The sequence below is a fragment of the Pseudoalteromonas sp. XMcav2-N genome (assembly GCF_024124545.1).
In the GTDB taxonomy this organism is placed as follows: domain Bacteria; phylum Pseudomonadota; class Gammaproteobacteria; order Enterobacterales; family Alteromonadaceae; genus Pseudoalteromonas.
This window is the reverse complement of record NZ_JAMXSF010000011.1, coordinates 125,610-152,200: the sequence shown is the minus strand read 5'-3', so window position 1 is coordinate 152,200 and position 26,591 is coordinate 125,610. Positions and strand designations below refer to the sequence as shown.

At 49.0% G+C, this 26,591-nt stretch carries 22 protein-coding genes; 10 read left to right on the top strand and 12 right to left on the bottom strand.

From position 1 onward, the window contains the following. Positions 1-8: 8 nt before the first annotated feature. Positions 9-848, top strand: coding sequence for a helix-turn-helix domain-containing protein (locus tag NH568_RS15295; RefSeq protein WP_253048571.1), 840 nt, complete (start codon positions 9-11; stop codon positions 846-848). Here NH568_RS15295 and NH568_RS15290 read toward each other — a convergent pair. The 6 genes from NH568_RS15290 to NH568_RS15265 all read right to left on the bottom strand — a co-directional run bounded on the left by NH568_RS15290 (position 845) and on the right by NH568_RS15265 (position 7,292). After that, complete coding sequence (locus tag NH568_RS15290) at positions 845-3,328, bottom strand: hypothetical protein (RefSeq protein ID WP_253048569.1); 2,484 nt, start codon at positions 3,326-3,328, stop codon at positions 845-847. The two genes, NH568_RS15295 and NH568_RS15290, sit on opposite strands and share 4 nt — an antisense overlap. A 45-nt stretch (positions 3,329-3,373) precedes the next feature. Then, complete coding sequence (locus NH568_RS15285) at positions 3,374-3,874, bottom strand: hypothetical protein (RefSeq protein WP_253048567.1); 501 nt, start codon at positions 3,872-3,874, stop codon at positions 3,374-3,376. A gap of 18 nt (positions 3,875-3,892) precedes the next feature. Beyond that, positions 3,893-4,333 carry a DUF4402 domain-containing protein gene (locus NH568_RS15280; protein ID WP_253048565.1) on the bottom strand — a complete coding sequence of 147 codons (441 nt, stop codon included), beginning with the start codon at positions 4,331-4,333 and terminating at the stop codon, positions 3,893-3,895. Between the two features lie 62 nt (positions 4,334-4,395). After that, positions 4,396-5,160: a hypothetical protein gene (locus NH568_RS15275; protein WP_253048562.1), complete on the bottom strand. Its 765-nt coding sequence runs from the start codon at positions 5,158-5,160 to the stop codon at positions 4,396-4,398. Positions 5,161-5,304: 144 nt separating this feature from the next. Beyond that, positions 5,305-6,738 carry a hypothetical protein gene (locus tag NH568_RS15270; RefSeq protein WP_253048560.1) on the bottom strand — a complete coding sequence of 478 codons (1,434 nt, stop codon included), beginning with the start codon at positions 6,736-6,738 and terminating at the stop codon, positions 5,305-5,307. Positions 6,739-6,797: 59 nt separating this feature from the next. Beyond that, the gene (locus tag NH568_RS15265; protein ID WP_253048559.1) at positions 6,798-7,292 is read right to left on the bottom strand and encodes a DUF1993 family protein; all 495 of its coding nucleotides are present in this window, start codon (positions 7,290-7,292) and stop codon (positions 6,798-6,800) included. 380 nt (positions 7,293-7,672) lie between these two features. Between NH568_RS15265 and NH568_RS15260 the strand changes: the two genes are divergently transcribed. From NH568_RS15260 to NH568_RS15235, 6 genes are all read left to right on the top strand, one after another. Then, positions 7,673-8,362, top strand: coding sequence for an ABC transporter ATP-binding protein (locus NH568_RS15260; RefSeq protein WP_253048558.1), 690 nt, complete (start codon positions 7,673-7,675; stop codon positions 8,360-8,362). A 74-nt stretch (positions 8,363-8,436) separates the two neighbouring features. After that, positions 8,437-9,702: an FtsX-like permease family protein gene (locus NH568_RS15255; protein ID WP_253048557.1), complete on the top strand. Its 1,266-nt coding sequence runs from the start codon at positions 8,437-8,439 to the stop codon at positions 9,700-9,702. Between the two features lie 9 nt (positions 9,703-9,711). After that, entirely contained in the window at positions 9,712-10,917 is a 1,206-nt protein-coding gene (locus tag NH568_RS15250; RefSeq protein ID WP_253048556.1) for an FtsX-like permease family protein, read from the top strand. Positions 10,918-11,058: 141 nt separating this feature from the next. Beyond that, on the top strand, positions 11,059-12,393 hold the full coding sequence (locus NH568_RS15245) for an ABC transporter permease (protein WP_253048552.1): 1,335 nt from the start codon (positions 11,059-11,061) through the stop codon (positions 12,391-12,393). Positions 12,394-12,403: 10 nt separating this feature from the next. Beyond that, positions 12,404-13,612, top strand: a complete 1,209-nt coding sequence (locus NH568_RS15240; protein WP_253048551.1) for an FtsX-like permease family protein — start codon at positions 12,404-12,406, stop codon at positions 13,610-13,612. Positions 13,613-13,767: 155 nt separating this feature from the next. Beyond that, positions 13,768-14,142, top strand: coding sequence for a hypothetical protein (locus NH568_RS15235; RefSeq protein ID WP_253048549.1), 375 nt, complete (start codon positions 13,768-13,770; stop codon positions 14,140-14,142). A 10-nt stretch (positions 14,143-14,152) separates the two neighbouring features. Here NH568_RS15235 and pbpC read toward each other — a convergent pair whose 3' ends face one another. After that, positions 14,153-16,357, bottom strand: coding sequence for a penicillin-binding protein 1C (pbpC, locus tag NH568_RS15230; RefSeq protein ID WP_253048547.1), 2,205 nt, complete (start codon positions 16,355-16,357; stop codon positions 14,153-14,155). A gap of 8 nt (positions 16,358-16,365) precedes the next feature. Next, positions 16,366-20,874 (bottom strand): MG2 domain-containing protein, encoded by a 4,509-nt coding sequence (locus NH568_RS15225; RefSeq protein WP_253048545.1) that lies wholly within the window; start codon positions 20,872-20,874, stop codon positions 16,366-16,368. Between the two features lie 163 nt (positions 20,875-21,037). Between NH568_RS15225 and NH568_RS15220 the strand changes: the two genes are divergently transcribed. Then, positions 21,038-21,223 (top strand): hypothetical protein, encoded by a 186-nt coding sequence (locus NH568_RS15220; protein WP_253048543.1) that lies wholly within the window; start codon positions 21,038-21,040, stop codon positions 21,221-21,223. On the opposite strand, the gene NH568_RS15215 is transcribed toward NH568_RS15220, so the two are convergent. Beyond that, positions 21,201-22,076 (bottom strand): AraC family transcriptional regulator, encoded by an 876-nt coding sequence (locus tag NH568_RS15215; RefSeq protein ID WP_253048541.1) that lies wholly within the window; start codon positions 22,074-22,076, stop codon positions 21,201-21,203. The genes NH568_RS15220 and NH568_RS15215 overlap by 23 nt on opposite strands. Before the next feature lie 199 nt (positions 22,077-22,275). Between NH568_RS15215 and NH568_RS15210 the strand changes: the two genes are divergently transcribed. After that, positions 22,276-22,830, top strand: coding sequence for a zf-TFIIB domain-containing protein (locus tag NH568_RS15210; RefSeq protein ID WP_253048539.1), 555 nt, complete (start codon positions 22,276-22,278; stop codon positions 22,828-22,830). Positions 22,831-23,028: 198 nt separating this feature from the next. Here NH568_RS15210 and NH568_RS15205 read toward each other — a convergent pair whose 3' ends face one another. From NH568_RS15205 to NH568_RS15195, 3 genes are all read right to left on the bottom strand, one after another. Further along, on the bottom strand, positions 23,029-24,075 hold the full coding sequence (locus NH568_RS15205) for an MBL fold metallo-hydrolase (RefSeq protein ID WP_253048636.1): 1,047 nt from the start codon (positions 24,073-24,075) through the stop codon (positions 23,029-23,031). Between the two features lie 173 nt (positions 24,076-24,248). Continuing rightward, entirely contained in the window at positions 24,249-25,064 is an 816-nt protein-coding gene (locus NH568_RS15200) for a sterol desaturase family protein (protein WP_253048537.1), read from the bottom strand. Beyond that, positions 25,051-25,485 carry an SRPBCC family protein gene (locus tag NH568_RS15195; protein WP_253048535.1) on the bottom strand — a complete coding sequence of 145 codons (435 nt, stop codon included), beginning with the start codon at positions 25,483-25,485 and terminating at the stop codon, positions 25,051-25,053. The genes NH568_RS15200 and NH568_RS15195 overlap by 14 nt, the downstream gene beginning before the upstream one ends. A 76-nt stretch (positions 25,486-25,561) precedes the next feature. Here NH568_RS15195 and NH568_RS15190 point away from each other — a divergent pair, with 76 nt between their 5' ends. Next, a complete protein-coding gene (locus NH568_RS15190) occupies positions 25,562-26,575 on the top strand; it encodes an AraC family transcriptional regulator (RefSeq protein ID WP_253048533.1) in 1,014 nt (337 codons plus the stop codon). The last annotated feature ends 16 nt before the right edge of the window (positions 26,576-26,591 follow it).

The following is a 26,591-nucleotide window of genomic DNA, read 5'->3' as shown; positions in this document are numbered from 1 at the left end:
GCTTAAATTTGACATTGAATACTGGTAAACCTGCCCCGGTGCGATTTGCACTGAATCAGTCCGTACGGGTGAAACATATTGCTGAGCAGGGTGTCTTGTTTGAGTGGCATCAGCATGACTGCTTCGAGTTGATCCTCACACTGGGTGCCCGAGGTCGTGGATTTATTGGCGAGGCGATCCATGAGTTTGCTGACATAGATCTGGCCCTGATCGCACCGGGCGTATCTCATACCTGGGATTGCCAGGTACCCTATGAGACAGCAGAACTGGTAGTCGTGGTGTTGTGGCCAAAGGCTTTACTGGGAGGCCGGATACCTGAGTTGGCAGCAATACAGCATTGGCTGGATGGCATTGAAAGTGGCCTGGTGTTTAATCGAGAGACTGCAGAGCGTGTCCGTGAATCTTGTCTGGCGCTTCACGTTGCAAGTCCGCTGCGTCGGATAACTTTGTTGTGTGAGATACTGGATGAACTGCAGGCCAGCCCGGCAATCGGGTTCCAATCTGGCTATTCGCGTAACAGTGAGCGTCTGGCCAGTGTGCAGGCATTTATCGCCAACCGAGTCGCTGAGCAACCAAGCCTGGCTGAATGTGCGAGCCATGTTAATGTCAGCAGAGCAACCTTAAAACGCTGGTTTCAAAATGAGCTTGGCTGCTCGTTTTCACAGTATTGTGCGTTACAGCGACGTCAGCGAGCTCAGCATTTGCTGGCGACAGAGCGTCGTCCTATTAGCGTGGTGGCACAGCAGTGTGGGTTTAGTAGTGCGGCGTATTTCAATCAGTTTTTTAAAACTCAGACGGGCATGACGCCCACCGCATATCGCCGTCAGTTTAGTTGGCGAAAGCGCTAGTGGACTGCGTCAGCAATGTCATTCGGAATAAGCCTCAAGTCATCCAGCACCACTAGTTGCTCACTCTGTTCGTTCAATGTAAATGATAACTGGCAAGGATCGCAGGTAAGTGCTTTATCCTCGATATAGTCTGGAGAGATTTCCAGATGGTACGCCCCTTGTTTGAGCTTATCAAAAAAGAAAAAACCGTCTGGCTCTGTGTAAAGCACGGTTTTTTCGCCACTTGTCAGGCGGGTCAGTGCAATCGGGATCCGGCCACTGATATCGGCCTCTTCGCCATTTTTATTCGTCAGTATGATCAGACCCTCGGCCTCAAACTGCAGGTGAAAGGGGATGTCGAGTGTCTGGTTTGCCCCAGGGTGCAGGTTGGCTTCAATCAGGCCAAACTCAGGTTGCAGGTAGAGTGCATCCATTTCGTTGTGTTCTATCTCTAAGGTTGCCGGGCGGTTGCCTGGCAGATATAACAAGGTTTTTTCATCTCCCTGTTCCAGCATGTCGGCCTCATTGCCATTATGCATAATGGTGACATGAGGCAGATAGGGCTCGGAGGCGTCAAAGCGTTGGTTGCTGTTTCTGTCATAAAAAGCACGAATTTTCAGTGCGCTGTTGTGTCTGGCACTCTGGCTGGTCATGGTGTTCAATGGGCTGGGACCATAGAATGAAAATGAGCACGACAGACCAAATTGCCAGCCACTGGCTTCGTGATAGGCGGCATTGGCGCTGATAGCCAGACTATCAAAGGTTTTTGACAGGGTCAGCGATGAGACATTACGGCGCTCAGACAGTGACCGTCTCAGCTGCAAGGTACCGTAGTACCCGGCAAACTGATGGGCATAACTTAAAGCGAGCGTGTTCAGCTCAAACAGCCCCTGGGTTTTATTCCAGTTGAGTCTGGCTCTTCCCCAGTTACCGCTCAAACTGCCTATCAGTGAATAGCTTTGTTCCCTGGAGTCGCCGCCTTCAATGTGGCCGAAGCTGCCTGCGAGGCTCCCGGACCCTGAACGATAGCTGAGATAAGTATCCAAAGATTTGAACTGTACTTTGTTTATCCGGCTGAGGCCAAACGAGGAGCTGGCCTGCCAGTCGGAGAGATTGAGTTCATAGCTTAATGTATTGATCTTTTCTGAGCCAAAGAGGCCAATTCCTTGTTGTGCGGACAGGCTGACGTTGTGTACTTCACTAAGCGGCTTGAGCCACTTAAAGTCATAATACCAGTGTTCGTCTTTACCTGCTTTGACATGCCATTTTGCCTTACCCGGCTGCCCAATACGCTCCCAGCCGAGATAATACAATGACTTTTTTTGTCGCAGGTTGTACAGCCACTCTTTGCCAAAATTGATCTCATCCTGATCGGTCAGGACATAGTTAAACTGCGGGTTAATGTACTTCTCTTCGGGATTAAAGCGTGTTTTTCTCAGTACAGAGGCCTTTGTTGTATAGGCGGTCATGGTTGGATACCACTGTCCGGCGTTATAACCTGACTTAGCTTGTGTCATGACCTCTCGACGTTCACGCCTTCCGTCGGGATGCTGGATCATCAGATGATAGCTATGCTCTGAGTTATAAATCTGCAGCGGGCGAAAGCGATACTGGCCACTGTCATTAACACGTACTAAATCAAATAATGCGTCATTACGGTATAATTCGACATCACTGCCGGGTTCTGCATGACCTTCAATAATCAGCGGCTTGCCAGCTGCACTGTGCTGTGTCCCGTATTGAATACCCAGGCCGCCGCCACTGCTATCAAGTAACACACCTGAAATTCCCTGCAAGTCACCAACCTGGTATTCAATCTTATCGGAAAGTTCTCGTGTGAGCAGTAATTTGCCGTTGAGCTGATCCTGATTGGATTCGGTCAGGACAATGTTCGCCTGGTGATGTGCTAAGTCCTGATTTATTGTCACATAGGCGGTTGAGTTTGTATTGTGCTTACTTTGTGAAGCAGACAGCTGTACATCGACATAGGGTGCTGTGTACCACTGGTACTGGTCTTTTAACACCACCTGGTTGGCACGTTTTTTATTCATGGCCGTCAGGATGAGTTTGCGCTCTTCGCGCTTTTTTTCCAGGGACTTAGGGTGTCGTTGTTGTGTGTCAACAATGAGTACCTGAGTTCGGGCATTGAAGGTTGACGCTATGTTGAGCTGGCTTAGCTGATCTGTCCTTATATGGGGCTCACCATCCAGAGTGACTAAGCTCTCCTCATCGACGGAGAAGTTCACGGTTTCCCCCCACAACTGACCTGACACTTTTTTACCGACAAAATCGATGGTTAATTCACTGGCCAGCAAGGTGTTCAGATTGGCCTGTGATACAAAGTAATGATCATAATCTGGGGTAATGAGTTCTGTGCCCTCAGGAAAGATTTGCTTATCAATATACAGATCAGCAAAGATAAAATCGGCGACATCGCCTACTTCCCGAGTGTAAACCAAGGAGGAAAAGCACAATAAGAAAAAGAGATAAAGATACTGCATGCAAAAGGCCCGGCAGGGCCGGACCTTTAGAAAATGATGGGGATCTTACTGGTAAGCCGCAACAAAATCATAAGTAAATGTTTTGGTACCAGGTGCGTTGATGGCAATATCTTTGTCTTCAAGCATAACCACTGCTGCCAGTGAGACTGACGCCTCGCCACCTGCACTCAGCTGAACTGCTGAACTGACGGGGGTCAGAGCAAATCTCAGCCCGTCCTGAGTTTGATCCGGCGCAGAATATGAGTAGTTCACATACGCACGAGGTGTACCGCGTACGGTGAAGACACCTTGCTTACCACCTACATTAGGATCGTTACATAACGCTGAAGCAGTAGGGTTAGAATAGGGCGTTTCTACCGCATAACAGCCGTCACCATTTTTAGATGCTTCGTTTACCAGTAGTTCCGGGAAACTCATTGGCGTTGTTTGCTCGATTTGGATTGGTGCACGTTCCACGACCAGATTAACATCAACCTGATAAGTTGCTGCCACAGAACCAAAACTCATAGCTAATAGTGCGATTGCGCTGGAGGTTTTTTTTAGCATTGTTTATTTCCTTAATTATTATTGGTATACCGCAGTAACTGTGTAGCTGAAAGCGTACTCCCCGCTGCCTGTTTCATAGGCGTTACTGAGCGTTACAATACCTCCTGCACTAAACGTGCCAACTCCTGATTTTTTTATTCTTACGCGCTTATTAAAGCCTCCTGATTTGTTTTGTACTGTAAAGGTTAAACCCTGCTTTGTTTCGTTTCCATATACTTCTATGTCCACGTAACTCCTGGGCTGGCCAGTGATTTCGAATTCAGCTTTATAGCCTCTTAAACCCGGGCAAAGTGACTTTTTAACCGTTTTATTATTTTTTCGCCCATTCGCCTTACAGGTGGCGCCTTCCCAGGTTGCGGGGGTCTGTTTAAGAGGTGGGAAGGTTAGAGGTGTCAATAAATTGATGCTGATCCCGGTGGAAAGGGTTTGATTTTGCTGTTGTTGCTTCAGATATGTCAAAGTATCGACTTCCTCGGCGGTCGTCGATAACAGAGCAAAACTGGTCAACAAACTGGCTATCATTATTTCAGCATTTGCTCAGAAATAGTGACGGTTTGCTCCTTCAGGAGTTCTTTAGATTCAACATCTTCCAGACGTAATGTCAGTTTTTTGTCGATCAGGGACTGATATTCAAGCGGAAGAGACATATCACGCTGGCTTAATTCGGGATACAAGCTGAATTGGTTGATACGAAAAAGCTCCTCTTCGCCTTCCATCACAACCAAATTTGCGCTGGTATGACCCGGACCCTGTTTATGCAAGCTGACGAGCATATTTTTGGTGTCTTTGCTGAAGGCCACGGCACCGAAAGTCAGTTCTGTACTGGATGACGTATTCTTGATAAAAACAGGAATAATCACTTTGTAATTGGCTCGTACTGTAACGGCACCATTTTGCGGTTGTGATGAACTGGTGCTGAGCGCTTCAACCATCAGGTGGGCACGAAACTCACCGTCAGGGATTTTGCCTTTTTTCATTAGGCGGATTTTTTGAAATTGTTTGGGTAATACGTCTTTGGCAACCCTGGGACCTACACGAAGGTAAGGCTTGGCAGAGAACTGATATTGATCGGCAATTTTCAGGGAGCCCGTTGCATCCATTTTCATATCTATCAGTGACACACGGTAACTCTGCAGGCTGTCTGAGGTATTGTAGATGCGTAACTCGCCGCGGCGAGTTTCCTGGTCAAGAACCACCCGGTGCCTGTCCAGTTTAAAGGTTGAAGCCCATGCCTGAGAAGTCAGGGCCGAAAGTAGCAGTACCAATGTGAAAAATGCTTTGTTCATATAAGGTGCTCTTTGAATTATAAGTTTGATGAGCGCAGCTAAAGTGCCGGTATCATATCCTAATCAGATTTGACTGCAACTATTAGACCGTGAGGGAAGAGTAAGCCTGGGGGAGCCGGCGTTATCTGCCGGCAGGCTCGCAGATTAGTTTTCGGGCATTACTTGAACGTCAACCTGACTGGAGCCGGGCTGAGCTGTGGCATGCTTCATTCCACCTAAAAAGGTTAGGTTTCCAAGGTAATCGGGTAGTATTCGTTCACTATTGTAATCGCGAATGTCGTCAATTTGCCTGTCATGAAATGCCTGTAACAAAGGGGGGATTGTAAGGCTGGCCCAACTTTCCAACGCATCGGAACGCACGAACTGCTCGTTAAAGTGCTCTGCGTCATCAAGTAACTGTCCCCAGAGCTGTTGTTGTATTTGCGGTGGTGTGCCTGCTGTATGTTCCAGTGCATCATTGATCCATCCCAGCCCATATTCGTCGTATGCGGTGAGAATATCGGAGTAAAGACGTCCACGGTCGGATTCGCCGGGGGGCAGGTCCTGTTGCACAACCACATCATTCTTTTCCGTTTGATAGTATTGGCGGTGTGCAGACAGGTCAACTTGTTGACTTAAATAAGCGAAAACATTGTGCTCACTATCTTTGTCTGCTTCGTTCAGCATGGCCAGCATACTGTGTTTCTCAAAAGGTTTTATAGCGTTTGCCATATCCAGTATGCCACGACTCTGAGAGAAGGTACTTTCCTGCAAGTGCGTGTTTAGGGTGCTCAGGTCGTCCCCTTTAAATTTCCCACTAATAAGTAAGTCTGTATAGCTGTGTAACAATTGCAGATCTTCCGGGGGCTGAGCCAGCTTATGTTGCCAGTACTTATCCCGGTCAGATGAGGTCATCAGAATGCGTTCACGGCCTTTTTCATCCACACCCACTGGCGAGGTGGGTGTCTGATAGGTGTCACCCTGTTCAGTCAGGCTGGCGAATGTCTGCATGGTATCGTGAAGAATATCATCGGGCAGGCTTGAGAGGGCCTCAACTAGCTCGTCGGGTACGTGGTTTCGCTTCTCTTGCGCAAATATCGAGGTATTACCTGCGTCTATCAAAATATCTGCAAGCTGGGAAAGCGCATCATCGTCCAGACGCTCAGCCAGGGATAAAAGCGATTTACTGGGCTTGATATGTTCGAGCTTATTTCTTTGCTCGGGCGGCAGGCGATCAAGCTGGGCTAAAAAGGCATTGATATCGTCTTTATCAGTCAGGTCGCCATAGGCATATTGAGTACTCAGCTGGCCATGCTCATTCTTAGTCATTTCCTGACTGGTAATATGAAAGCGTTTGAAACCGATATAGTCCGGCAGTTGTGCACTTGGCCTTGGATAGGTAAATGCTGCGGCGAAGTCGTTCCCATGCTGTGGTTGCAGTATCGTGAATTGAGCGTCGTTAAGCGGGATATCATCCGGGGCGCTGGCTGAGCGTGCCTGACTCTGTATACGTTCAGAAAGTGCCTGCGAGTTTTCAGCGATACGGTTGTGCCCGGCAATCGCAGTTTTGCCTGCGTCGCTGTGAAAGTGAAACTTCATAAATAACCTTATCCTTGTTACTTAAAGTTAAACGGTTATCGGCCGATTGCACCAGAACTTTAAGATGGGAACGAAAACCCCGGTGGGTAATGATGAAAGCCGTCAAAATCTCCTTTGCTCAATGGCAACCCCGCCGCGCGGAGGATTGCGTAGGCCATTGAAAAATGGAAAAGAAAATTAGGCCAGGCGTAGAATTGAAAATATTTGTCAGGCTCTAGTGTATGCGTCGCAAACCCAGCCACGAATGTGATGCTGGCGGGCATTGACTCCCAGGGATCGCTGCGCAAATTAGTCAGATACTCTATGGTGTCATTCAGTTCCTCTACTAGATTACTCACGCTGATCGTCGGACGCTTAAAGCTGATCACTTCTTTATTGAACAGTGGACAGCAGCAGCGCAGTGATAAGGCTGCAGCCGTGGATATCTGTTGATGCAGTGGGAACATATCTGGGCACAGTCGCTGAGCCAGTAAGTCGTCGGTCATGTCCTCACGTTGCATAATGGCTTGCAGCTGGTTCAGATAATGTAAAAAAGGCTCAATATTATTGCTCATGTTTCCCTCGCTTAGACAAATAAAAATACAGGTTAAAGAAACTTTCTAGTCGGCCGATAATTTCTCTTTTTTTGTTAACAAAACAGCATGCCCAGATTATTGCTTAATTATTATTTTCAAATACCTAGAACAAATGTAGTAGATAAATTCAGTTGAGTTATTAGTTTAATGGAACGTTAAAAAACGTGACTTTAAATGGTTTTTTGTGTACCTTCTTGAGTTCGTTGGTCAGCTGTGTCCGGACTTTATTTTAGACATTAGCCCGCAAAGCTGCCAGCACGGTACACAGGGGGGCAGGCATTCCCTGTGCGTGTCTGTTGAAGTGAGGTGCATTCTTGCTTCTCACCAATAAGAATAAAGACAAACCATAAGGAAATTTTATGCTTAAAATGTCAAAGCTGGCGAAAGCTTATTACACGGATACGGTAAAAACTCAGGCGCTGCAACCATTTGACCTGGAAGTACAGCAAGGCGAGTTTGTTGCTGTGATAGGCCCATCCGGTTCAGGAAAAACCACTTTTCTAAATATTGCGGGGCTACTGGAAGACTATTGTGAAGGCCAGTACACACTGGACGGTAAAGATGTAACGGGTCTGTCAGATAAGCAAAAATCGCGCTTACGAAATGAAAAGATAGGCTTTATTTTTCAAGGGTTTAATCTAATCCCTGAACTCAACTTGTTCGACAACGTAGAAATGCCACTACGTTATCGTAGCTTTAACGCCAGTGAGCGTAAGCAGCGCGTGATGGATGCGCTTCAGCAGGTCGGCCTGGCGAGTCGCAAAGACCATTACCCCCAGCAACTATCCGGTGGACAGCAGCAGCGTGTTGCTATTGCGCGTGCACTTGCCGGCAGCCCCGCATTTTTATTAGCGGATGAACCAACAGGTAACCTGGATTCTAAAATGGCGGATGGCATCATGTCTTTGCTCAAAGACATTAATGCTAAAGGGACCAGTATTTTAATGGTGACGCACGACACTGAACAGGCCAGTCAGGCACAGCGGATCATTGAGATTAAAGATGGTGTATTGAGCGAACGTCGTGCCCCAGAGCAAGCAATTGCTTAGGACTAAATATGCTAACTTATTACTTTAAGCTGGCTTGGCTCAGCTTACGTAAGACACCCTTATTGAGTGTACTTATGGTAAGCACGATCGCATTAGGTATTGCTGCAGCGATGGTAACCTACACCGTCAGTTATATGAAAACCAAAGACCCTTTGCCTGATAAAAGTGACCGTGTTTTCACCGTACAGTTAAGTGTCTGGGGTCCTGATCAGCCTTACCGTACGGCCGATGGTCAGGAAGAGATTCCGGAAATGGTTTCCTACCGGGATGCTAAAAACCTCAAAGCAGCTGGTAAAGCGCATCGTGAGTCGGCACTTGGCTTGTTTAAAATGATGAGTCGTGCTGAAGAACAAGCTCAACGCGATGCGCAGATGCGGATGATACGTACTACCCACAACGACTTCTTTGCGATGTTCGATGTGCCCTTTTTATATGGTGGCGCTTGGTCTGAGCAGGATGATAGTGCAGGGAATCAGGTTGTTGTTATCACGAAAGCATTGAATGAAGAGCTGTTTGGTGGTGCTAATTCTGTAGGGCGCCACATCGTTTTGGGTGACTCCCTGATGCAAGTCGTTGGGGTAATGGACGACTGGTTCCCTATCCCGAAATTCTACTACTTATCTTCTCACGCCTATCGCGATCCTGAGTCAATTTTTACTCCACTTGAATACCAGATAAATCAGGAGATTTTCTCTCGCAATGACGTGACCTGGGCGTGCTGGCAGGATATTGAAGATGTTTCGTTCAGCGACTTTATGGCGTCAGATTGTATTTGGTTGTTTTATTGGGTTGAGCTGGAATCGGGCGCAGACAGAGCTCAGTATATGGACTTTATTAACGCCTATGTTGAACAGCAAAAACAGGCGGGTCGTTTTGCCAGAGAGAACCTCAGCCGATTATTTACCATAGACGAGTATCTGCGCTGGGCAAAAGTCCTCAGTAACGAAAATGATATGGCTGTGTGGTTGGCATTTGCATTTTTACTGGCCTGCTTACTTAATTGTATGAGTCTGATGATGACTAAGTTTTATGGTAAAGGGAGTGAAATAGGGCTCAGGCGAGCGGTTGGTGCCAGTCGCCACGATATTTGCTGGCAATTTTTGTGTGAAGCTTTCCTGATTGGTTTGTTTGGTGGTGTGCTGGGTCTGCTGTTTGCACAGCTGGGACTGCACCTGGTACAGCAAATATTCACTTACCTTAATGCCACCATCATGCAAATGGATTTGCGGATTATGATCATGACACTTGGGTTGTCTATTGTGGCCAGTATTCTCTTTGGGCTGTGGCCGATCTACCGAGCCGCTCAGATCCAGCCCTCTAGTCAACTTAAGAGTCTGTAGGAGCGGATCATGAAAGATTTTACCGTGATTCTTAAAACGATATGGCGCAGCAAGACCTCTCCTTTACTGTTGATATTGCAAATAGCTGTGACCTTTACAATATTTGTCAACGCCGTTTATATGGTCTCACAAAAGCACGATAAAGTGACGGCCCCCAGTGGCCTCAATGAGTCTCAGGTGTTTTCGTTGTTTATTAATCTGCAGGAAAAGGGCGATGCCCGGGTGGCGGAGTTTGAGCAGGTTGTAAGAGATATCAAGGGTCTGGGAACGGTAGACAATGCCATTCCTGTGACATCAGTCCCTATGAGCGGGTTTGGACGGTCTGTTGATATTGGTTACGGGCCTGCAGATGAGGATAAGCTCACCGCAAGCGGTTATTATGGCAGTAACTTCGACAGTCGCGACACACTGGGTCTGGAGCTCATTGCGGGACAATGGTTTGAACAAAGCGATGTTTCGCATTCCTATTTTGGCGCACAATCTGGCGGAAAAGTGGTGGTTTCCAGAGCACTTGCGCAAACATTGCACCCTGATAACTGGCTAGATGTCCTGGGCAAGACTTTGTATGTTCAGAATGAGCCGCAGCAGGTGATTGGGGTGGTAGACAATCTTAAAGCTGTATGGAGTTTTTGGCGACTGTTCGATCACGTGGTGTTGTCACCAACGTTCGAAGTTCATGACAAGGTTGGCATTATGGTGAAAGCACAACCAGGTGTGCTTGAGCAGGCAATGTCTGATGTGAAAGCCTTGCTGCTGGCGACGCCAGGCAGGCAAATTGACAAGCTCAAGCCTTTTAGCCAGACGCGCGAAGAGAGCTATCGCACTGATGTTGCGGAGCTGAAAACTCTGAAGCTGGTATTGGTGGGACTGTTAGTACTGACTATGCTGGCGATATTTGGTCAGGCGCGCTTTGCTATCCTGAAGCGACGCAAACAAATTGGCACTCGTCGTGCGTTGGGCGCTAACCGGGTACAGGTATTACGTTATTATCTAATGGAAAATCTCATTGTTACACTTGTCGGGGTGGCCATTGGTGTGATCTGTGCGGTATTAGTTAACACCCAGTTGGTGAGCTATTTTGGCTTAGTCCCTGTTCCGGCATATTATCTGCTGATTGGCGCAGTGATTATGCTATCCGCAGGACAGCTTGCCGTGATCCAGCCAGCCTGGCAGGCTGCACGTGTATCGCCTGCACTGGCAACACGTAGCGTTTAAATCAGCGGCCGCATGATGTGGCCTCTGATCAAAGGAAATACTAAATAATAAAAAAGGAATAAGTATGTTACTTCATTGTTTGCAACGGGAGTTGTGTGTTCTCTGCACGGGGTCTCGTCGGCATATCTGCAGGGGGTGGATATGTTGATTGGATACTATTTCAAACTGGCCTGGATAAGTCTTAAAAAGACGCCTCTGTTAAGCGCTCTTATGATCGGTACCATTGCGATGGGCATTGCGGCTACCATGATCACCTCTACTGTTAGTATCATGATGGCAAAGGACCCGTTACCCGAGAAAAGTGAACGCACCTTCTCAGTGCGTTTAAGTAGTTGGAGTCCGGATAAAGCCTACCAGATATCCCGGGGGGAAGAAGTGATCCCGCCTATGCTGACTTACATGGATACGATGAATCTGCTGGAGGAAGCGAAAGGGCAACGTCAAACCGCTGTTGTTATGTATAAGAATATGGTACGCAGTGAGTCTCAGACAGATAAAGAAGCTAAAATGTTGCGCGTCAATTCAGTCAACAATGACTTTTTTGATATGTTCAATGTCCCTTTCTTGTATGGCTCCCCCTGGTCTGATCTCGAAGACAAAGAAGGGGCTGCGCTGGTGGTGTTAGATAAGCAAACAAACGATCGACTATTTTCCGGGGCTAACTCCGTGGGCCAGCATATCTTAATCGGTAAACATCTGGCTCGGATCGTGGGGGTGCTTGACAGCTGGTCGCCGCTTCCTCAGGTATTTCACGGACGCCAACACGCACACAGCCTGCCCTTTCCCATATTCACCCCATTCCAGTTTCAGATAAACAATAACTTATTGTCAAAGGGCGAAATGAGCTGGCAATGCTGGGCGCCACTGGATGACAGTTCACTGGAGACATTCCTGGCCTCTGAGTGTGTCTGGATCCGTTACTGGGTGGAGTTGTCGTCAGCGGCACAACGCAGCGATTACATGGATCACATTAACGCGTATGTAGAGCAACAAAAAGGGTCAGGGCGCTTTGCTCGTGAAAACCTCAGCAAGGTTTTTAACATCAAGGAATCGCTTAAAGAAGATAAGATCGTAGAAGAAGACGACTTTATTGCTGTTTGGCTGGCCTTTGCATTTTTGGTGGCTTGCTTACTCAATTGTATGGGTCTGATGCTCATCAAGTTCTATGGTAAAGGGGCTGAAGTGGGACTGCGCAGAGCGGTCGGCGCCAGCAAGCAACACATTGCCATCCAATTTGGTTGTGAGACGGTGCTTATCGGTACCATAGGAGGTTTTCTGGGCCTGGCATTGGCTCAGCTCGGCTTGCGCTTAACAGCCGATATTTTTGCTCATTTACCAGAGGGCTTGATGCAGATGACTCTTCCATTGGTGATTATGACCGTGGTGCTGGCGGTGGTAAGCAGCACGGTGTTTGGATTATGGCCTATCTATCGGGCCGCTCAGATCCAGCCTTCGGCTCAATTAAAGAGTCTATAGGAGTCGTCACATGAAAGATTTAAAACCGATTTTGAGTACGATCTGGCGTTCTAAATCAGCACCATTGTTACTGATTTTACAAATAGCCGTGACCTTTACTATTTTGGTTAATGCTGTGTACCTGATCATTCAGAAGGAAGCGCTGCTGATTGAGCCAAGTGGCCTGGATGAAGAGGTGATTTTTACACTACACACTAACGTACAAAGTAGTGAAGCTGAGGAAATGATCGCACTGGTTAAGCAGGACTTACGTGATGTTCGTGCTCTTCCAAGTGTTGAAAATGTTACGGTGATGAATTCATTTCCACTTAGCGACTGGGGAAGTTATGCACCGACGGGATTAGGGCCCAGCGAAGAAGATATGAATATCTATACGGGTTATTTCACCGGAGATGAACATGCCATTGCGACTATGGGGTTAGAGCTGATAGCCGGAGAAGGACCAAGCGAGGGAGAAGTCCAGGATTCGATAGACTTTAGCGCTGACGCGACGCAAACAGTGGTATCCAAGGGATTTGCTGAATTGTATTATCCGGATGACTGGCGTGCGATCCTGGGGACTACCGTTTATCTCAATTATGAGCCTTTTATTGTCAAAGGAGTCGTCAAAGATCTGAAGTCTGTCTGGCCTGGCTGGTATTCCCATGCCAATACAGTATTGGTCCCATTACGGCACATTAGTAGCAACTATAAAATGTTGATTCGCTCAAGACCTGGAGAGCTGGAACAGGCAAAACAACAGGTGGCCAAAGCGCTGATGAAAACACCGGGCCGTCATTTGGATAAAATGATGGACTATCAGCAGATCCGCGCGGACAAGTTTAAATCGGAAACGGCTGCAATTAAGACGCTGTACTGGGTGATTGTCGGGCTGGTACTTTTGACCTTGCTGGGTATATTCGGCCAGGCTCGGTTTACTGTGGTTAAACGTCGCAAGCAAATTGGCACCCGCAGAGCATTGGGGGCCAGCCGGACAGACATATTGCGTTATTGCATGGCAGAAAACGCCATTGTGACATCAGTGGGCATTGTGGTCGGTGTCATCTGTGCATTGCTTGCAAATGTACAGTTAGTCAACCACTTTGATATGGCGCCGGTGCCGGTAGTCTATCTGTTTCAGGTGGCGGGTGTCATCCTGATTGTGGGGCAGCTGGCTGTATGTCAACCGGCCTGGATGGCTGCGAGAGTCTCTCCGGCATTGGCAACGCGCAGTGTCTGATACCCCTGGAGAGATCTGGCACCATACCGAAAATCGATAAAATTTCCCCAAAAGAGTTCACAGGTACTCTTTTGGGGGTTATTCATGTCAATTTATAGTTATTTTGTAATTTTGTTCTAACATTATATGAAACTAATGTTATCAGGAATGAAATTATGCACCAGACTGGCTTACTACCAGCCGCAGATATTTGCTCTGAATCAATCAATAACAATGGCTGTTACGGTGTTGTTAAATATACACTGGGTGAGCAGAGTGTTTATGTTAAACAGGTGTTTATCAATCGACTTGGCGGTGGGGTAAAACCCGACCTCAGTGCTGATGACATCGAGTTCTTCCGTTATCTGGATTCTATTTTACGGTATTGCTATGTGCTGGTGTACGTCAGAAATGCCTCTACGGGCGATTATGACAGTGCCATTTTTCTTGACGATTATGAAGCCATTCAGGGGATCAGCAAAGAAGAGGCGCAGCAGCGTCTGGTTGATTTAAATACGGTCGTAAATTATCTAAAAACCGCGATGACATGACCGGCAAACATCAGGGGTGTATCACAATATGCTGCTGATCACAGTGTTCTGCCAGACAAGCCGTGATAACCACATCTCCCAGATAATCTGACAACGACAAAGTCGCATCGGCATGTGGTACATGATTGATGTACCAACGCACAGCATCTGAGGGTGCACTCTCTGCCCCCGTTACTGCTAACCTTAATTCTGATACTTGTTCCCTGTAATAATGCTGACCACTACGTGGCTGAGTGATGCGGATCTGGGTTTCCCTGTCTTGTAAAAGAGGTGCGTTATTGGACGCCAGCCAGGTAGCAAGCTCTGTTGGCCAGCGGGACTCAGTGACGAAATCTCCTTCACTGTGCATAGTTGGTGGTGTCATGCCATTTAGCGTATATGCCTGCAGCTGTTTGTGACATACATCAGCAGGTGTATTGTTACTTGCAAGGCCGCCTGGCCAGCAGATCTGCATTGATATGACCTGCTCTGGCTTTGTAAGTCTTTGGGTGTCTTGGGGCAATAGGTCGAACACATCAAACATCAGCGGCGCGGCGCGCGTTGCACCCAGATATCCAACTACCGGGCTGGCATCCGGCCGGCCCACCCAAACTGCCACGGTATAGTCCGGGCTGACACCGACTGACCAGAAATCCCGATAGCCGTAACTTGTCCCGGTTTTCCAGGCTATTTTACGTCGGTTGCTGGGGACAACCCGATCCGGTGCAGAAAGTTGGCTTATCATATCAAAGGTGATCCAGCTTGCTGCAGGCGAGAGCAGCGAAAATTCCGGGCGAGGATAACCAGGGTTGTCCGAAACAAGCGACAAGTCTTGCACTTTGCCCTGGCTTGCCAGCGCCCGGTATAAACGCGCCAGCTCCATTAACTCCATGCCCGTGCCACCGAGTCCGACAGCCAGATTAGCATCCTGATGATGCAATTGAACTTGCGCATTGCGCAACTGGTGTTCAAAGCGCTCGGCACCCATCCGGTGTAATAGCTGAATAGCTGGGACATTGAGAGAGTGTTGCAGCGCCTTGGTAGCACTGACGGCACCACTAAAACGTCCTGTTAAGTTTTGTGGTTTATAGCCATCGAAATTACTGGGAATATCGCTCATCAAACTTTGGCTGTGGATCAGGCCAAGGTCCAGGCCCAGCCCATAGATAAAAGGTTTGAGTGTTGAGCCGGGAGAGCGTACTGCACGGATCATATCGACATGGGCAAAACGACTATCGTCGTTAAAATCAACGGAGCCCTGATAGGCCAGCACTTCGGCGCGCTGATTGTGCACGATTAGTACGGCTGCCGAGCTCTTACCGGTTAATCTGGGTTTGGTATTTGCCAGCAGTTGACTCAGGCGTTGTTGTAAATCGTAGTCCAGCGTTGTGCGGATCACATGCTGGCGGGGGTTTTGATGCTTTAGTCTGCGGCTTAACAAGGGCGCCAACGGGGCCTGTACAGTGTGCTCCAAACGCACCGCTTCCTGGCTAAGCAAAGTGAGTTGTTCGGGTGAGAGTAACTGACTGCCAGCCAGGCGCCTGAGTACTTTGTTTCTCATTGCTTTGGCACGTTCAGGGTACCGATCCGGACGATTGTATGAAGGCTTTTGTGGCAACACGACGAGTAAAGCAGACTGATTAATCGAAAGTGAGCGAGCGGGCTTGTTAAAATAACGCCGCGAGGCAGCTTCGACGCCTTCTATATTGCCGCCAAAGGGTGCCAGATTGAGATACAAAGTCAGGATTTCGGACTTGCTGTAGTGCCATTCCAGTTGCAGTGCTCTGGCGATTTGCTTCAATTTTCCTGCAACAGACCGCTCGTGTGGGTCCAGCAGTCTGGCAACCTGCATAGTCAGTGTGGAGCCACCTGAGATGATTCGACCATGTGCCAGCCATTGCCACAATGCTCGACAAAGGGCGAACGGATTCACACCAGGATGATAATAAAACCAACGATCTTCGTAATCCAGTAAGGCTGTCAGATAAAAAGGGTCGACGTCTGAGACAGTGACCTGATAGCGATGCACACCTCGGGCATCACTGAACGACCGCAACTGTTGTCCATCACGGGCTGTGACAACGGTTGCCGGTCCATCCGGGTAAGGCACTGGCATGGGGTAATACCAATCCAGCCACTTCAGTAGCAGAAGCAGGCATAGCACCCCAGCGCACAGTGCAAACCGAAAAATGCGCGGCCGTTGCGCTGCTCTAATGGCCATTATTATTGTGCTCAAATGGCATCTTAGCGAACGACCTCCATTTGATAGGGGTATTGCCAGTAAATCACATGCTTATGAGGTCGGTACATGGACTCAAGATAACTAGGAGGTACCTGATACAGGCCGGGCACTTCAGCGCGCAGTATATAGGCAAACTGGTATTTGCTGGTTGTGAGCTTGAGCGCGGCCACAAAGCGGTCGTTGCGATATTCTGTGTGGTCTGTGGTGGCCAGCTTGACGTGTTCCGGTAATAGCTGGGATATCGGCGGGCCTTGCATCAGGGCCGGGTTTTCCAATACAAATCCGGCTGGAATGCGTTCAATCAGCAGGGCATCCGGAACCGGTTCTTTGGTTTGAATATCGAGAACGACCATCAGTCGCTCACCCACTTTGAAGCGTGTTGTGTCCAGCGGTTGTCCGTTCAGGTCAAACAGGCGTCTGACCATACGTTTGGTATCCAGCGTATTAAAGGGACTGATTTCATTGGCAATACTGGAGTCCAGTTGCAGTCGGCCTTTGGCCATTAATTGCAGGTAAAGCGGGGCGTCATTCGGGTTACTGAGTGTCATTGTTTGCGACAGTGTGTGACTCACCACTTCGGGCGCCTGTGTCTGTTCACCATCAATCTCTAGTCGCACAGGGTGATGAGCGTTTGTTTCACTGATATGCACGGCGGTGCGCAGTAAAGCCGCGCGCTCCTGTGTGCTGAGCCAGGTTTTCAGAGCCTGATCGGGGAGCTGTTCAAGTAACTGAGTTTGTAATGTGCGAGACTGAGAACGCAGCGCAGTATGTCTTGTCAGTCTGGTCAGTACCAGAGCTGACTGGGCATCGTCACGTAAGGTTGACCCATAATCTGCAAAATAATCGGCCGTGCGATGAAAAGTGCGTGCTTGTCTGAGCAAAGCTGCGGCTTGCTGGATTGCTCCCACGTCGGCCAATGCAGACGCCATATGCAGCAGACTTAACCTGGAGGGATATTCAGTGATACGCATTGATTCCAGATCACTGTAACTTAATTGGCCACGCTGGCTGGCAAGGTAAGCTGCAAAGCTCTTTGCGGCGGTTGCCTCAAATGCGTCCTGACTCAGGTCATCGACTGTGCTATCCCGGGTGTATCTGAGCATGCGATAGTGGGCCCGATTGAGCATGCTTGGCGGCACTGTGCCCGGAAAAGCCGCGTGTGCCTGAGTCAAAAACTCGGTGATATAGGCACTTAACCAGGGCTGTTCATTTCCCTGGGCATCCCACAGTGCGAACCCGCCGCTGGGTTTTTGCATGGTCTTCAGTCGTTGTACGGATTGGCTGATCAGTGTACGCGGATCATCAAGTTGCCCGGCCTTTGCCTGCTCACTGTCCAAAGCTTGCTGTAGCAAGCCGTCAAGCTGAGGGTGCTTAAGTAAAAAGGGCCAGGCTTTACTGGTGGTTTGCTCCGCGCATCCATAAGGGTAGGCACGCAGCGCAGATGCATATTCTCTGATGGGGAGTCTGGGCGTATGGCTGGCATATAAGGTGCCAGGGTCTGTCTCATCGACGTGCAGCCCCTGCCAAAGCTTTGGACCGACCTGATAAGTTTGTCCTGGCGTTAACATGAGCGTGGTCGCCTGCACCAGCTGAGGTTCAATCGCTTTGATGGGCACAGACCAGCTGCGTGTTTGCGAAATCTCTGCGCCCTGCAACTCAATTTGCATCGTTGCAGTATGCGACCAGGGAGTGGCGCCAACAAGTACGCGCATGGAGCGACTCCAATGGGCCTGGTCGTCCAGGGTTACCGTAAATGTGTGTTCATCAACAAATTGCACCGGGCCTGAGGGCTGGACCGTGACTGACAGAGTCTGTTCACGGCCACTGACGTTATGCAGGTCCAGCGTGACAGAAGTCTCATCTTTGGGCACCAAAAACCGCGGCACGCTCAGTTCTGCGATCACCGCCGCACTGACCGGGCGAGCTTCGACCTTATGGCCTACCTGAGCGTGATTGAAAGCGGTTGCGACGATTTGTACTTCACCATTGTAATCAGGCATATCGACAGTAATGCTGGCTTTACCGTCAATCAGTTGGACCGGCTGGGTCATCAGGATCACGGTTTTGCTCTCGACCAGGTTGTCATTGCGGTTGTCACTGCGTTCATTACTATCACTGCCAAAGCGAGACTGAGCAAACGGATCGGGACGGTTATCGTAACGACGTGAATACAAGTCAATCACATCGCCACCATAGCGACGCTGATTGAACAGATAGTGATGCGGGTCGACCGGATAATAACGGCTCAGATTCAGGATCCCTTTGTCGACAACCGACAGTGTGACCCAGCTTTGCTCAGCCTGTGAGCCAGCGATATCAGAAGTTTGAATTGCCACGGTTAGTGGCTTAAGCGGTTCAATTTTATCCGGTAAAGTCAGGTCCAGTTTCAGTTCCCGGTCCTCGCGTGACAGCCTGACAGGAACAATACCAAAGTGGCGTTGCAGTGTGCTGGACTGCCCGCTTAGCAAGGTGGCACTGAGGTAGAGGTCGTGGCGAGCCAGCGATTTATCGAGTGGGATGCGTAGCGTCGTGTTACCTTTACTAACCGACTGGCTTTGCGTCCAAAGTACACTGTCGGCTTCGAGTGCCAGCTGTAGCTGTCCATCGGCCGGTGCATCCAGGTCAACGACCAATATGTCACCTGCCTGATAATGGCGTTTATCCAGCTGCATTGACAGGTGCTGTGGTTTGGCTTTGAGCTGCTGATACCCCCGGTGCCAGCCAGCATAAAAGTCATAAACTGTTTTGACTTTGCTCTGCTTGTCTGTAATCGTCAGGCGGTAGTTCCCCCAGTCGACGGGGAATTGCACCGTGTGGGTGTCCTGATTAAGCACCACGGATTGTTTGGCTTCACTGCGCCACTGTGGCTGAGACTGACGGCGCCAGCCTATGCCTTCTTCATAAAACCAGAAATAACGACCCTGATCGTAACTGAGTTCGACGTCCAGCTCTCCACTTGTTAAGTGTTGGCCATCTGGGCTGAGCAGCGCCAGTTCAAACTGCGCGTCTGAGGCATATTTGAACTCAGCCTGGGCAGGCTTAATCGCGGGTATTGGGCTGGATTTCCAGCTGGTATAGCTAAGTTGTCGTTGCACTGCGGCGCCGCCAGATTCCAGCAGGCTGAGGTTCACCTGAGTTTCTACCGGGCTTTTGAGCATATCGGCACGCACTGTGGGCAGGGATAGGGCCAGCTTGCCCTGTTCAGATAAGCGCTGATCAGGTAGTGTTTGAAATCGATTGCTGAGATAAAAATCTTCACCAACGAAGAAGTCGGCAAATGGCCCCGGGTAATGACGTACCGCTCGATGCACCAGGCTGGCTTTTAAGGCGTTTCCTGCTGCGGGGCTGCCGAATAAATAGCGCCCCTGCACCGTTAGTGGCATGGATTTACCTGCTGTAACAAATGCCTCTTGTCCACTGAAAGTCAGGTCCATGCGCTCTGGCACGAACTCTTCCAGCTGAAATTCAAAGTGACCAATGGCAGAGCGAGCGGTTGGGTCAAGCATCACCGAGATTTTATAGCGTCCGGTTGGCCAGCCTTGGTCGGTATATAAATGTTTATTGAAAAAGCCCGCGGCACCCGGTGTCAGCTGTGCGCGCAGTATCTCCTCCTGCAAGGGGTTAGTTACAGTCAAAGTGACAGGCTGTTCTGTGATGGCAACACCATCGGCATCGCGCAGTAAAATATTAATCGGCAGCGTCTCGCCGGGTTTAACCAGATCCCGGTTACTGTAAATATATGCCTCCATATCCTGGTAGGGGCGGCCGCCAACCTGGTAATCCGATAAATCCAGCGGTACCTCTTTAATCGGCAACAGGGCATACTCAGGCTCGCCCCCATTATTGGTATATTCAGCGACTACGATGTCGTCTCGATGCAGCTGGATATCAAAGTGCACAGCACCATGCTGATCGGTTTTCGTCTCTCTCAGTAATTCATGCTTGCGAAAGGCCTTAACTTTGGCGCCTTTTATCGGACGTCCTGTAGACAGGCGGTTGATCTGTATGCTGGCGTGTTGCTTAAACACTTTTGCCTGAATGCCCAGATCGGTCAGTAACAGATGCTTTGCCTGTAATTCATTAAACATACCAGGGGCTTTGAGCACGACGATATACCAGCCACTGGACAGCGACTTTGGAATCGGTAGTCGGGCCGACTGAATACCAGGCTGAGTGTTTTTGGGTAGGGTAAATCTATCGGCAAAAACGCTGTCATAGGTATATTGCAGTCGATCCAGTGAACTCGGATATAGCTTATCTGTCAGATAATAGCGGCTGAGGAAGTCATGTGCGCTGGTGAGGCGCAGCAATTCTACATCGACTGCGTCTATATGCTGGTAGGTGATTGGAATGGACTGGCCGCTTCCTTTGGCGACCAGAGGTCCCGAACCAACAATGGCCAGCTTAGGTTGTTGCATCACTTTGGCCTGCGCCTGAATCGCGTTTTGCAGCAACAAAATAAAAAAGAGAAAGAACACGGCTATGGGATTGAAAGGGGGTTTGCCCGACATGCTAAAGCTCCTTGGGTCTGCGTAGGGTGCAGGTGAGTACTGAGAATATCCTTGGTTGCCAGTAGCGGCTTGACCAGTAATGGCAGTTTAAGATCATATCATATACCGGATTATCAATCTGGGGGAAAGTATCGCGATAAGAGAGTGTAGCCCATCAGGGTGAATGCAGAGTGAAGCTGTGAGTATTGCTCTGTACGCAGGTTACATGGTTAATCTAAGGCAATCGGGCAACGAGCCCGAGCTGCGATGCTATGTCGAGGCGCCATCGCAGCAACAGGCGAATGAACTGGTTGAAATACTGTTAAGTGCGTTGGTGCGGTGCTTCTCTAATCCTGCACCAGGCAGTTAATCCGGGTGAGCAAGTCCTGCGGTGCGGTGTCCCGGGTGTCATTCAGGTATTCCTCAAACGGAGGGAAGTCCATCAGTTCCAGACCGCTCTGCGGCAGCCATTGGCCAAACAACCAATTATAAGGTTGTTCGAGTTCGCTGTAATCACCCTTGAAGGTCAGCGAGACCAGCTTACCTGCCGGAATGGTCACGGCTTCAAAGGTCTCTTTATTGAACTCAGTGCCAGAGGCCAGAGTGATACATGCCATGGCCCTGAGGTTGTCCTGATCTACCGTTTGCGGATCGTCATAATAAATACCAAAGTAACGAGTCTGCTCGTTGATAAGGCCTGTGCTGCCTGCCATCATACCGAGCTTTTCGAAGGTTTTACCTATCTGCATATAGTCCCCCTGGTGCGCCAGGCCAATAAGGGTTAAGGCATTTTGTTGCGTTTGTTCTACCTGATACATAGTGTTGTACTCCTGTGGTTGAGCCGGATAAAACGCAGCGCTGTGCAGTGGATAGCCTTGCTGTTGCTGACGAAATTGATTGGGTGTCATGCCATAATGGCGGCTGAATGCCCGGTTAAAGGCTTCAACGCTGCCATAGTTTACCCGTCTGGCTATCTGCTGCTGTGTCAGCGTGCTGCGTACTAAATAGGATGCCGCCTTCAACATGCGCATACGCCTGACAGTGGCGTTTACCGGTTCACCCATAAACTCGCGAAAAATGCGATGGAAGTGATAGCAAGACATACAGGCCACGTCGGCCAGTGTATTCACGTCCAGATCCTGCTCAACATGATCATACATATAGTCAATCACACGCAACAGCCGTTGCTGATAGTGGTTGAGTGTGGAGGCACGTGTAGTCATGTTGTTTTTCTCGCTTGAGTTATTGGTGAATCAGTCTAGCACTCAGTTGCTACATATTGCTGCTGGCGACGGAATTTAGCGTATACCAGAGGCGATTGATAATGTTTGCGCACTTGGCATAGTCCACAAATTGAGGCTAACGGCTAATTGCTTTACACTGGCTCACGTGTATCACATGGATAATGCATTGGGAGATCCTATGAAATGTACAAGTTGTGGTGAGGGCCAATTGCGCCCCGGGTTTATTGAAGGCTTATTTCGGGCACATAGCTGTGACCACTGCCAGGGTGATTGGATCCTCATAGAAGATTATGTGGCGTGGAAAGAGCGCAATCCGGACTATCATTTTGCTGAGCACATTGAGTTCGGCGAAGATGCGCAGGACAGTAAACGTGCATTGCTTTGTCCGGTATCGGGCACTTTGATGAGAAAATTCAGGATCAGTGCAACGAGTGCGCACCGGGTTGATTACAGCGTCGCAACTGGTGGCCTCTGGCTGGATAAGGGGGAGTGGCAATTACTCAAAGCAGAGGGCCTGGCTGGCGCGTTAAACCAGCTGGTAACCCAGCAGTGGCAGCAGCAAATTCGCGAAGACACCAGCCAGCAAAACTTTGCTGATATCTATAAAGATAAGTTTGGCGACGATACCTATCAGCGATTGCGCGAGGCCCGAGACTGGCTGATTAACCATCCTCAGAAAGCAGATCTGAGAGCCTACCTAATGGCGGAAGACCCCTATTCAGCCGAGCGTTAAGCGCACTGCATGTATAAAAGTGGCTAAAATTAACACTGTTTAGCCACTTGCGCAGGCTGGACATTGCTTCTACTACGCAGTGTCAGCCAGCGCGACAGATTTATAGCCACAGTAGAGGCGAAAAGGTGAAAACCTTGCCACAACTGGGCATGCCCCGGACGACATAGAGGCTGTCGACAAGGCTCTCATACGGCTGTTTTAGAGACTGGCTTGTGCCATCAAAGACTGCCACCAGAGTCGATTTATGTAGGCCTGGTTAATGGTGATCACTTCGCCAGGGGTCGGGGTGTTGATAACCACCCCTTGTTGCTGAGCGGCTTTGAGCACTCGCTCCAGAGGGTCGTACCAGCTGTGGAAGGCCAGATCAAAAGTCCCGTTATGAATGGGGGCCATGATTTTGCCACGCAGATCCAGATGCGCCTGCACACTTTGTTCTGGGGTCATATGAATATCTGCCCAGTCGCTATCATAGGCGCCTGTTTCTATCAGGGTATAGTCAAAGGGACCATAGCGTTCACCAATAGTTTTAAAGCCCGGAAAATAGCCTGAATCACCGCTGAAATACAGGCTCTCATGAGCCGTTTTTATAACCCAGGAACCCCATAGGGTACGATTCGCATCATTCAGGCCGCGTCCGGAAAAGTGTTGGGTCGGCGTAAAGGCCAGCATGATATCCTGCTCATGTTGCTCCTGCCACCAATCAAATGAGTGAATTTTTTCTGCTTCTATACCCCAGCGAATCAAATCACCCTCCACACCCAGTGGTACCAAAAACTGACGTGTTTTTGCGTTGAGTTGTTTCACAGCGTCTTTGTCGAGGTGGTCATAATGGTTATGCGAGATCAGCACTTTTTCTATCGGTGGCAGAGCATCAAGCGAAATTGGTGGCTGATGAAAGCGGCTTGGCCCGATAAATGAAAAAGGCGAAGCGCGCTCAGAGAAAACGGGGTCCAGCAACCAATAAGCGCCATTCACTTTTAGCAGCACTGAGGAATGGCCCAGCTTGATGATATGAATTCCTGAGTCTGACAAAGCATCCAGGTTAGCACGTGTAATCGTTTCTACCGGTAAGGCTTGCTTGGGCTCAGCGGCGATTTTGGTTTCGGTAAAAAAGCGCCAGGTGATCGCTAGCGTTTTGCTCAGACTGGTCGGCATGGTTGGGTGCAGGTTTTTAAACCGGCCGCCTTGAAAATGCTCAGACTGATAATTCTGAGACGGTACGTGTGCATTGAGATTAGAGATCATGGAACAGCCCCCTGTAATGCTGCCTAAAACAACGGCAAAAATAACAAACCACTTCTTCATTGTGCTACCTAAAAGTAAACTACACTGTGCAGTTTACTTTTATTTTGGCGCAAAAGTAAACTAAAAAGTATAAATTTTTATGGTTCGGTCTTTAAGTGGCTGACTGATAAAACTTAATCATTATGTCGTGGTGCTGAAAATAGTTGCCTGAGTTTATTTTTGAGTCCCCTGGCTTTTTTCAGCTTGTGGAGTAACACCCGACATTCATGGAAATTGATAGACAGGAGAGTCTCTTTTGGTGCACTGCCGACGATCCCGTAGCGGATCTTTTCTTCAGGCTGTATATCTATATAGGTGCCAAACAATTTGTCCCAGATGATCAATACGCCAGCAAAATTTTTATCCAGATAACACGGGTTGCTGGCATGGTGAATACGATGATGCGTTGGAGTATTAAATACCCATTCGAGCCAGCCAAGCTGACCGACAAGCTGCGTATGAACAAAAAACTGATAGGCGAGGTTAATGGCAACGATAGCCAGCACTGACTCGGGTGAAAAGCCCAACAGAATCATCGGGGTCCAGAAAAGCCACATTCCAACAACCGGGTACAATAAGCTTTGGCGAAAGGCGGTCGAGAAGTTCATATGCTTTGAACTGTGATGGACCACATGCGCCAGCCACAGCCAGTGTACTTTATGGGATGTACGATGAAACCAGTAATATAAAAAGTCCTGGAGTAAAAATGCGCCAATCAGGTTTAGAGGTGTCAGCGGCACGTCAAACAAGGCAAAAGTATGGAGCCAATAGAACAGCGGCATCAACAGGATTAAGGCCAGCATATCACTGCCCTGGTGCAGTAAAGCAAGTGCTACGTTGTGCAAGCTATCCCTGAGGCGATAATGCCGCCGGGCAACGCGGTACTCTGCTGCAATGGCAACAATAAAAACCGGGCTGAGAAGCAGTAAAATGAGTTCAACAGGGAGCATACAGGGCCTCCAGTCGGGTCAATGCAAGGTTGATGTCTCGTGTAACAACACGGCGAAGCACAAAGCCTGGTAAATACCTGGGCGCCGCAAAGCGTACATGGTAATCAACCCGGGTGGATTGCTTGTCAGTACTGCGACGCAGACGGATCTCGCCATGATGTTGCTTAACCGGGAAGTCGCCAACGATCTGATAGCGAATCGCATGTTCGTCGGCGTGCAGGATCTGCTCATAAAATCGGATCCCGAGCATGCTGACTTCCCGGATACAGCCACTGCCGCCCCGGATAGCTGGGTGGACAGCACTCTGAACGACTTTAAATCGCGCGTTAAAAAAGCGACCCAACTGTTGGTGGTCCAGCAGGGTTTCGAGCACTGTATGGGGCTCAGCAGGGATCACTTTTTGACAAAGAATGTTGACCATAGATAGTTCCTTACGCATCGTTTTGTCTAGTGTAAGTAAGGTTTATCTGGCAATCTTGCGAATAGGCGACGTAAATTTGTCCAAATACGACATGGAAAATACTTTAGACAAAAATTACTTTAATGGTGTGCTGCTTTATCTGGAGCATCAGGGGGTGACTCTGGACAGTACTTTAGTTCAGTCTAAGACTATCGAGTCTGAATTAGGTACCCGAGTCCCGTTAGCTGATTACGAACAGGTTTTGCAGTTAGGGGCTGAGCGAACCGGCGACCCTCTGTTTGGCTTTCACCTTGGTCAATATATACAGTCTGCTGATTATGGGGTATTGGGTTACTTGGTGGAAAGCTGTGAAAACTTAAACCAGGCACTGTCGGCGCTGCTGCGCTACGATCAGCTGGTGGCCAATATAGCGCAGGCTGTTTTTCATCGCGAGGGCGCACTGGCAGTGATTGACTGGCTGCCAAATTCACAGGCTTCTCGCCATGTCATTCTGCGTAATCTGACCGGTTGGGTAGCTATGGTACGTACTCTGGTCCCTAAGCCTGTTTCACCCGAGTATATCAATTTAACCTGCACATTAAGTGAAGCAGAACTGTCGCTACTGGCTGGCTGGTTTGGCTGTAAGGTATTTGGCAATCAGCCTCGTAACCAGATAGCATTTCCGCACGTTTATCTGTTGCTGCCTTTCAGGCGTGCTAATCAAGTGATGCGCGAGGAGCTGCTGCGGCTGTCTGATAAGGCGCTGATACAATTGCAACAGCACCAGTCGCTTGCGATGCAGATCCGCATTATGCTGGCTGCCAGCGTCGATCTGGGTCAGTGTCAGTTGAGCGAGATAGCAGCAGCCCTGAATAAATCGGGACGTCAGATACAAAGGCAGTTAAAACAATGTGATACCAGTTATTCTCAGCTGTTGACTGAAGAGCGGCTCAGACGTACTCAAGATTTGCTGGGTACTATGCCACTGGCTGAATTGGCAAGGGAGTTAGGGTTTAACGAACAGGCTGCGTTTAACAAAGCCTTTAAGCGCTGGTATGGGTGTTCACCGGGGGCATTCAGAAAACACAGTGGTAATAAACCACAGAATTGAAGCCCGCCTCAGGCTA

Bases quoted from the DNA above. Each gene is read 5' to 3' on its own strand.
- NH568_RS15220 (WP_253048543.1), top strand. From the start codon at position 21,038: ATGCAGAGTGAAGCTGTGAGTATTGCTCTGTACGCAGGTTACATGGTT.
- NH568_RS15270 (WP_253048560.1), bottom strand. From the start codon at position 6,738: ATGAAGTTTCACTTTCACAGCGACGCAGGCAAAACTGCGATTGCCGGG.
- NH568_RS15290 (WP_253048569.1), bottom strand. From the start codon at position 3,328: ATGCAGTATCTTTATCTCTTTTTCTTATTGTGCTTTTCCTCCTTGGTT.
- NH568_RS15210 (WP_253048539.1), top strand. From the start codon at position 22,276: ATGAAATGTACAAGTTGTGGTGAGGGCCAATTGCGCCCCGGGTTTATT.
- NH568_RS15245 (WP_253048552.1), top strand. From the start codon at position 11,059: ATGTTGATTGGATACTATTTCAAACTGGCCTGGATAAGTCTTAAAAAG.
- NH568_RS15205 (WP_253048636.1), bottom strand. From the start codon at position 24,075: ATGATCTCTAATCTCAATGCACACGTACCGTCTCAGAATTATCAGTCT.
- NH568_RS15235 (WP_253048549.1), top strand. From the start codon at position 13,768: ATGCACCAGACTGGCTTACTACCAGCCGCAGATATTTGCTCTGAATCA.
- NH568_RS15240 (WP_253048551.1), top strand. From the start codon at position 12,404: ATGAAAGATTTAAAACCGATTTTGAGTACGATCTGGCGTTCTAAATCA.
- NH568_RS15215 (WP_253048541.1), bottom strand. From the start codon at position 22,076: ATGACTACACGTGCCTCCACACTCAACCACTATCAGCAACGGCTGTTG.
- NH568_RS15195 (WP_253048535.1), bottom strand. From the start codon at position 25,485: ATGGTCAACATTCTTTGTCAAAAAGTGATCCCTGCTGAGCCCCATACA.
- NH568_RS15225 (WP_253048545.1), bottom strand. From the start codon at position 20,874: ATGTCGGGCAAACCCCCTTTCAATCCCATAGCCGTGTTCTTTCTCTTT.
- NH568_RS15260 (WP_253048558.1), top strand. From the start codon at position 7,673: ATGCTTAAAATGTCAAAGCTGGCGAAAGCTTATTACACGGATACGGTA.
- NH568_RS15200 (WP_253048537.1), bottom strand. From the start codon at position 25,064: ATGCTCCCTGTTGAACTCATTTTACTGCTTCTCAGCCCGGTTTTTATT.
- NH568_RS15275 (WP_253048562.1), bottom strand. From the start codon at position 5,160: ATGAACAAAGCATTTTTCACATTGGTACTGCTACTTTCGGCCCTGACT.
- NH568_RS15255 (WP_253048557.1), top strand. From the start codon at position 8,437: ATGGTAAGCACGATCGCATTAGGTATTGCTGCAGCGATGGTAACCTAC.
- NH568_RS15250 (WP_253048556.1), top strand. From the start codon at position 9,712: ATGAAAGATTTTACCGTGATTCTTAAAACGATATGGCGCAGCAAGACC.
- NH568_RS15265 (WP_253048559.1), bottom strand. From the start codon at position 7,292: ATGAGCAATAATATTGAGCCTTTTTTACATTATCTGAACCAGCTGCAA.
- NH568_RS15285 (WP_253048567.1), bottom strand. From the start codon at position 3,874: ATGCTAAAAAAAACCTCCAGCGCAATCGCACTATTAGCTATGAGTTTT.